5 protein-coding genes are annotated in these 5,238 nt (G+C 60.6%); 3 read left to right on the top strand and 2 right to left on the bottom strand.

The window, feature by feature from the left end; all coding sequences use genetic code 11:
- Window positions 1-80: 80 nt before the first annotated feature.
- On the top strand, window positions 81-1,286 hold the full coding sequence (locus AXW67_RS32810; protein ID WP_063677366.1) for an integrase core domain-containing protein: 1,206 nt from the start codon (window positions 81-83) through the stop codon (window positions 1,284-1,286).
- A gap of 823 nt (window positions 1,287-2,109) precedes the next feature.
- Here AXW67_RS32810 and AXW67_RS32805 read toward each other — a convergent pair.
- Window positions 2,110-2,334 (bottom strand): hypothetical protein, encoded by a 225-nt coding sequence (locus AXW67_RS32805; RefSeq protein WP_063681260.1) that lies wholly within the window; start codon window positions 2,332-2,334, stop codon window positions 2,110-2,112.
- A 295-nt stretch (window positions 2,335-2,629) separates the two neighbouring features.
- On the opposite strand from AXW67_RS32805, the gene AXW67_RS32800 reads away from it, so the two are divergent.
- Complete coding sequence (locus AXW67_RS32800; protein ID WP_136624283.1) at window positions 2,630-2,845, top strand: hypothetical protein; 216 nt, start codon at window positions 2,630-2,632, stop codon at window positions 2,843-2,845.
- Window positions 2,846-3,776: 931 nt separating this feature from the next.
- On the opposite strand, the gene AXW67_RS32795 is transcribed toward AXW67_RS32800, so the two are convergent.
- On the bottom strand, window positions 3,777-4,907 hold the full coding sequence (locus AXW67_RS32795; protein ID WP_063675747.1) for an IS630 family transposase: 1,131 nt from the start codon (window positions 4,905-4,907) through the stop codon (window positions 3,777-3,779).
- A gap of 38 nt (window positions 4,908-4,945) precedes the next feature.
- Here AXW67_RS32795 and AXW67_RS32790 point away from each other — a divergent pair, with 38 nt between their 5' ends.
- On the top strand, window positions 4,946-5,227 hold the full coding sequence (locus tag AXW67_RS32790) for a LexA family protein (protein ID WP_063675745.1): 282 nt from the start codon (window positions 4,946-4,948) through the stop codon (window positions 5,225-5,227).
- Window positions 5,228-5,238: the final 11 nt, after the last annotated feature.

The following is a 5,238-nucleotide window of genomic DNA, read 5'->3' as shown; positions in this document are numbered from 1 at the left end:
TGAGCGGCCCGAGACATAGGTGACAGAACGTACCGGACACATGGGTTACACTTTCCGCTTTTGTTCTGCGGGAGGTGTGGATGCCGTGGAAAGCGAGTTCGGTAATGGAAGAGCGCCTTCGCTTTGTCGCCCGGCTTCTGGATGGAGAAGCCATGGCCGAGGTCTGCCGGGAGTTCGGCATCTCCCGCAAAACTGGCTACAAGATTTTCGATCGTTACAAGGAGCACGGGCTTGAAGCGTTAAGCGACCGCTCCAGGCGGCCGATCCGTTACGCCAACCAGCTCCCGCAGCAGGTCGAGACCCTGATCGTTCGGCTGAAGGGCGAGAAGCCACACTGGGGCGCCCGCAAGATCCGCGAGCTCCTGGTGCGACGGCTCGACGGCGACGTCCGGGTGCCGGCCAAAAGCACCATCCATGCGATCCTCGACCGCCATGGCCTGGTCAAGCGCGGCTGCGTGCCGCGCCACCGCGCGCACGGCACGCCGCTGTCGCAGGGCACGCTTGCCAACGATCTGTGGTGTGCCGACTTCAAGGGCGAGTTCAAGCTCGGCAATGGCCGATACTGCTATCCGCTGACCGTCACCGACCATGCCTCGCGCTTCCTGCTGCTCTGTGAAGCGCTGGATTCCACGCGGGAAGATCCTGCCATTACTGCCTTTGAACGGCTGTTCCGCGAGCGCGGTCTGCCCTTTGCCATCCGCTCCGACAATGGCGTGCCCTTTGCCAGTCCAAACGCGCTGTTCAACCTCTCGAAGCTGTCGGTGTGGTGGCTCAGACTCGGCATTGCGATCGAACGCATCAAGCCGGGCCATCCGCAGCAGAACGGCCGTCACGAGCGCATGCATCTCACGCTGAAGAAGGAGGCCACCCGGCCGCCGGGGTTCAACAGCTTGCAGCAGCAGGCACGCTTCGATGCCTTCCTCCGCGAGTTCAATTCTGAACGTCCCCACGAGGCGCTCGACATGAAGTGCCCCGGAGAGCTCTACACAGCCTCAACCCGCCGCTACGATGGTCTGCCGGAACTCACATATCCGTTCCACGACCGCGACGGTGTCATCACCGCCTGCGGCCGCCTCTGCCTCCATCGCAAGAAGATCAACATCTCCACCGTGCTGGCCGGCCAGAAGCTCGGCATCAAGGAAGTCGACGACGGCATTTGGCTCGTCAGCTTCATGCATTACGATCTCGGTTACTTCGACCTCGAGCAAAAGACCTTGCAACCCCTCGACAACCCGTTCGGCCCGAAGCCCGCCACCCATGTCTCAAGTACGGCCTCGGCGCTCTGACCGAGACGCGCTTTCCTGCATTCTTGGCATGGTGGCCAGTTGCTTGGCCGCGCTGAGCCGTCACCCCCCCGAAGCCCGCAGGGGCGCGGCCTTTGCCGCGCGGGGTTGACGGCGAAAGCGCGGACCGAGCAATAATGGTCATGCCATGAACGCGTCTCGCCGTAACACACCAAATCGGATGCGTTGCGCGTCGGCGGGATCGACCTGGAGTAAATGACCTTGCAACCAATCGGCAACCCGCTCGGCACGAGGTTGTCACCTATGTCTTAGGTACGATCTGTTACCGATGTCTTCGGTCTGGACAATACAGCTACGTAAATGCTTGGTAGCGGGGGTCCGCTACATCGCTGGACCCACTATTTCCGAAGCCCTGTTTTCCTATCGAAGGGCAGCCTAAATCATGACGGCGATCCTTTGTAGTTCGTCAAAAGCCGCCGTTTGCACGCAATCATCGCCGGACTTGGATGATTCCCAGTAGGCTTAAATCCTGGAGGCGCAACGACCGATACAGACATTCAGCTCAGGTTACGATCTAATGAAGGGCCTTTGTCACTTTTTGCGTTTGACATCGCGCGGTTGGGCTTTGCGTGCCACGTTCTACATCGCGAAACCCGTCCTTTGACCCCACGCTCAGACGCTACGGTTTCCGTAAAGATAAAGCATTTCGGCCTTCCGAGACCCAAAAAAGCCACGGTTACTGCCAAGGTAAAAAGCTCGACCGCCACGTCGGAAGAAAGCGGGCGCTGGCTGAGACCACCCCGGAAGGCCGTCTGTCGACCCGGCGCCTTTATAGGGCACGCTTCCGCCGACAACAGCGCCTCCGTCACCTCGCCTGAGCATCCAGGAGCTGCTGAAGCTCGACCTCAACCGCCGACGCTATCTCCACTTCCCCGGTTCCCGGACTTGGCCCAGCCTGGAGCATTCCATCGGACCGCACCACCACTTCGTAATGTGGCGACACAGCCGCCCGCTGGAGCAGCTCGCGCAGCTTCGGATCCGGGCCATCCCCACGCACGGCTGCAATCACATTGAGATCAATCAGCGACATCGCTCCTCGGCTCCCTTGCTGATCAAGATTGGCAGCTCGAACCCTTCGCCGCCGGTGGTCACTCCGAATTCTGCTCTCAAATCGAACTCGTCCGGAATTTGAGGCGAAGAAACGGAGTTCCGACGCCGCGCCGATGCGCTACGCGCCGAAGGAGGAACGAGGCGCGATATGACAACCGAAATCGAGGTTCAGAAGACTGGTCAATTTCGAGACTGCGACCGACGGAACTGCGGTCAAGCTCATCGTATTCGACGTCGCGAACCGCAAGATCGGCATCATCCTGAGGATCGAGACGTTGACGGCATTGTTAATGACCTTGCCAGCGATGGCATCGAGCGCCGTCAGGAGTGACGCGGTTCACGCGCATGAGGAGGGATCGCCGCAGCGTCGAGAGTTTCAGAACAAGATGAAACTGGCCAAGTGGAAGCTGAAGGAGCTTGACAACAAAGCTCCGCCGGATCGGCCGGGGATCGCCATCAAGATCGTGGACCCCGAGGACTCTCAAGAGTAGGCGCGCGCCAGTGTGCTTTTTGAGCCCATTATCTTAATGGGCACCAAAGTCATACATGGAACAGACGGGATCGCTTTACGAGTTACAAGGCCCGCCAGCGTGAAGCGGCGGCCTAGGGTGAGGGACCGAAGCCCGCGCCCTCCGTCATTGAAATTGGCATTGCGCCTAATACATGTAGGCCAGCCATCGAGCCTGAGAGCACCATAACGCGAGAGCGAGCCCAGCCGATTGAATGGACCATAGCAGCCGAGCGAGCCAAACTTCTTGAAAGCACCAGAAGGACGAGCGACTGGCGCAACAAGTGAACGGGGGCCGAAGCCCCCGTTTCTTTATTCACCGCCTCAGCCGGCGGGCGTGAGCGGCCAGCCGCTGGCGGTTACGGGCTTTCTGAGATCTGCGCCGGCGGCATCGGGCTGCGCCAGCATCACGACCATCAATTCGGTGAGTCGGACGATGATCTACTACGGCGATGTCCACGTCGGGAGCATCGGCCTGCGCAGCGGGCAATCCGGCCGAGAGCGATCCATGGCAATGGCGATGCGGCTTCTATCCCGGGCCGAATCACCTCCGGCACAGCCGCGACATTCGAGAGCGCGCGTGTCGCGCTCTTGGCGGAATGGACGGTGTTCTTGTCTAAGCGAGCGGAAGCCGATTTCGAGCAGTGGCGAGAAGAGCGCGATTGGACGGCGCGGAAATATGCCGCGTTGGCGCTTGGCGAGAGAGTACTGACGCCCTGAACAACAGGCATGACACTTCGGGCTCTCGCTGCGCCTATCGAGGCGGGATAAAGCATGCGCCGCTGTTAGGCTTGCAGTTCGGGGGCTTGGCCCACCGGAAAGTTCAGCTTTCTAATTTGTGGCTCAAATGCTTTCTTGAATTTTGCAACTCGATCAGCAAGCCACGCGACATATTCGGGCCATCTAGTGGTTCATCACAGTGGTTTTGACTCTTTGGCGGCAACTGGATAGGCGCGACCGAGTTTGGCGCGGGCTTTGTCGGTTGTGAACATCCATTTGATGCGGTCTCGCGCCTTGTTTCGCTGCCGTTGCCATGCTGCGATTTCTTTTCGAAGCCTTTTGGGATCGTCGATGCGACGGCCGAGACACTGGCGCTGCAGCACGCTGATCTCGCACTCGACCATATTGAGCCAGCTGGCGTGTTTCGGGGTGTAGTGGAACTCGAGGCGGCGCAGGATGCGACGGGCCTCGGCAGGCGCAAATGCCTGATATAGCGCGCCGGCCGTATGAATCGACAGATTGTCCTGCACCACACGGATGCAGGCGGCATTGGGATAGTGGACGTCGACGAGTTCGCGCATGCAGTGCGCGTAGTCGACCGCGGCGCGGTGGTCTGTAACCTTGACATTGCGCCAGCCGCGATGCGGATCGAAGGTGACGAAGAGATTGACGGTACCGTTGCGGCGATATTCGTAATCGTAGCGCTCGCGCTGTCCCGGTTGGGCAGGGATCGGCTGGCGTACCTCGCCGATCAGCTGGACTGGGGTCTCGTCGAAGCAAACCAGGGGCCGCTCGGGATCCGGCGCCTCGGCGTAGAGATCGAGCACATCCTCCATCCGGGCGACGTATTCGCCGTCGACATGAGGAATGCACCACATATCCCGGCGCCACGGCTTGAGGTCGTTGTCGGCCAGCCGGCGGCGCACGGTCTCGCCCGACAGGCTGGCGTGATCGGTGAGCTTGACCATCGCGTCGGCCAGCAATGTCAGCGTCCAGCGTTTGCGGCCGGCGGGCGGCTTGGCGCATGCCGTCGCCACCAGCAGGGCCTCTTCCTTGCCTGTCAGCTTGCGTTCCGCGCCCGGACGCGGCTCCTCACTCAAGGCCCGCTCCAGATTGCCTTCTACGAAACGGCGTTTGGTCCGGCCGACGGTGGAAAGGCTGACCCGGACGGTTCGGGCAATCTCCGCGTCGCAGCTGCCTGAATCGGCCGCCAGCACAATCTGAGCCCGTTTGAGTTTGCGGGCGGAATGCGTGCCGCCGCCGAGCATTGCCGTCAGTTCGTCCCGCTCGGCTTGGCTCAATTCGACCCGATAACGTACATTCATGCTTCGCCTCCTTGTCGGAGGCCGGGACGAATCCAGCTATGAGTCAAAAATCAGGCGCGCACTTCACCGAGAAGCAGGGACACTATCTCGCTTTCATCCATACCTACTCGTACATGTTCGGACAGCCGCCCGCCGAGGCCGACATCCAGCGGCATTTCCGCGTCAGCCCGCCGTCAGTCCACCAGATGATCCTCACCCTCGAACGCAACGGGTTCATTCGTCGCCAGCCCGGCGTCGCTCGAAGCATCGAGATCCTCTTGCCACCCGAAAAGTTGCCTATCCTCGGATGGCTCGGTATCAAAACGTCAAAATCACTGTGATGAACCACTAG

Source organism: Bradyrhizobium neotropicale, assembly GCF_001641695.1.
GTDB lineage: Bacteria > Pseudomonadota > Alphaproteobacteria > Rhizobiales > Xanthobacteraceae > Bradyrhizobium > Bradyrhizobium neotropicale.
The sequence above is the reverse complement of the archived record's forward strand: the minus strand, read 5'-3'. Positions and strand labels throughout refer to the sequence as shown.

Bases quoted from the DNA above. Each gene is read 5' to 3' on its own strand.
- AXW67_RS32810 (WP_063677366.1), top strand. From the start codon at position 81: ATGCCGTGGAAAGCGAGTTCGGTAATGGAAGAGCGCCTTCGCTTTGTC.
- AXW67_RS32805 (WP_063681260.1), bottom strand. From the start codon at position 2,334: ATGTCGCTGATTGATCTCAATGTGATTGCAGCCGTGCGTGGGGATGGC.
- AXW67_RS32795 (WP_063675747.1), bottom strand. From the start codon at position 4,907: ATGAATGTACGTTATCGGGTCGAATTGAGCCAAGCCGAGCGGGACGAA.
- AXW67_RS32790 (WP_063675745.1), top strand. From the start codon at position 4,946: ATGAGTCAAAAATCAGGCGCGCACTTCACCGAGAAGCAGGGACACTAT.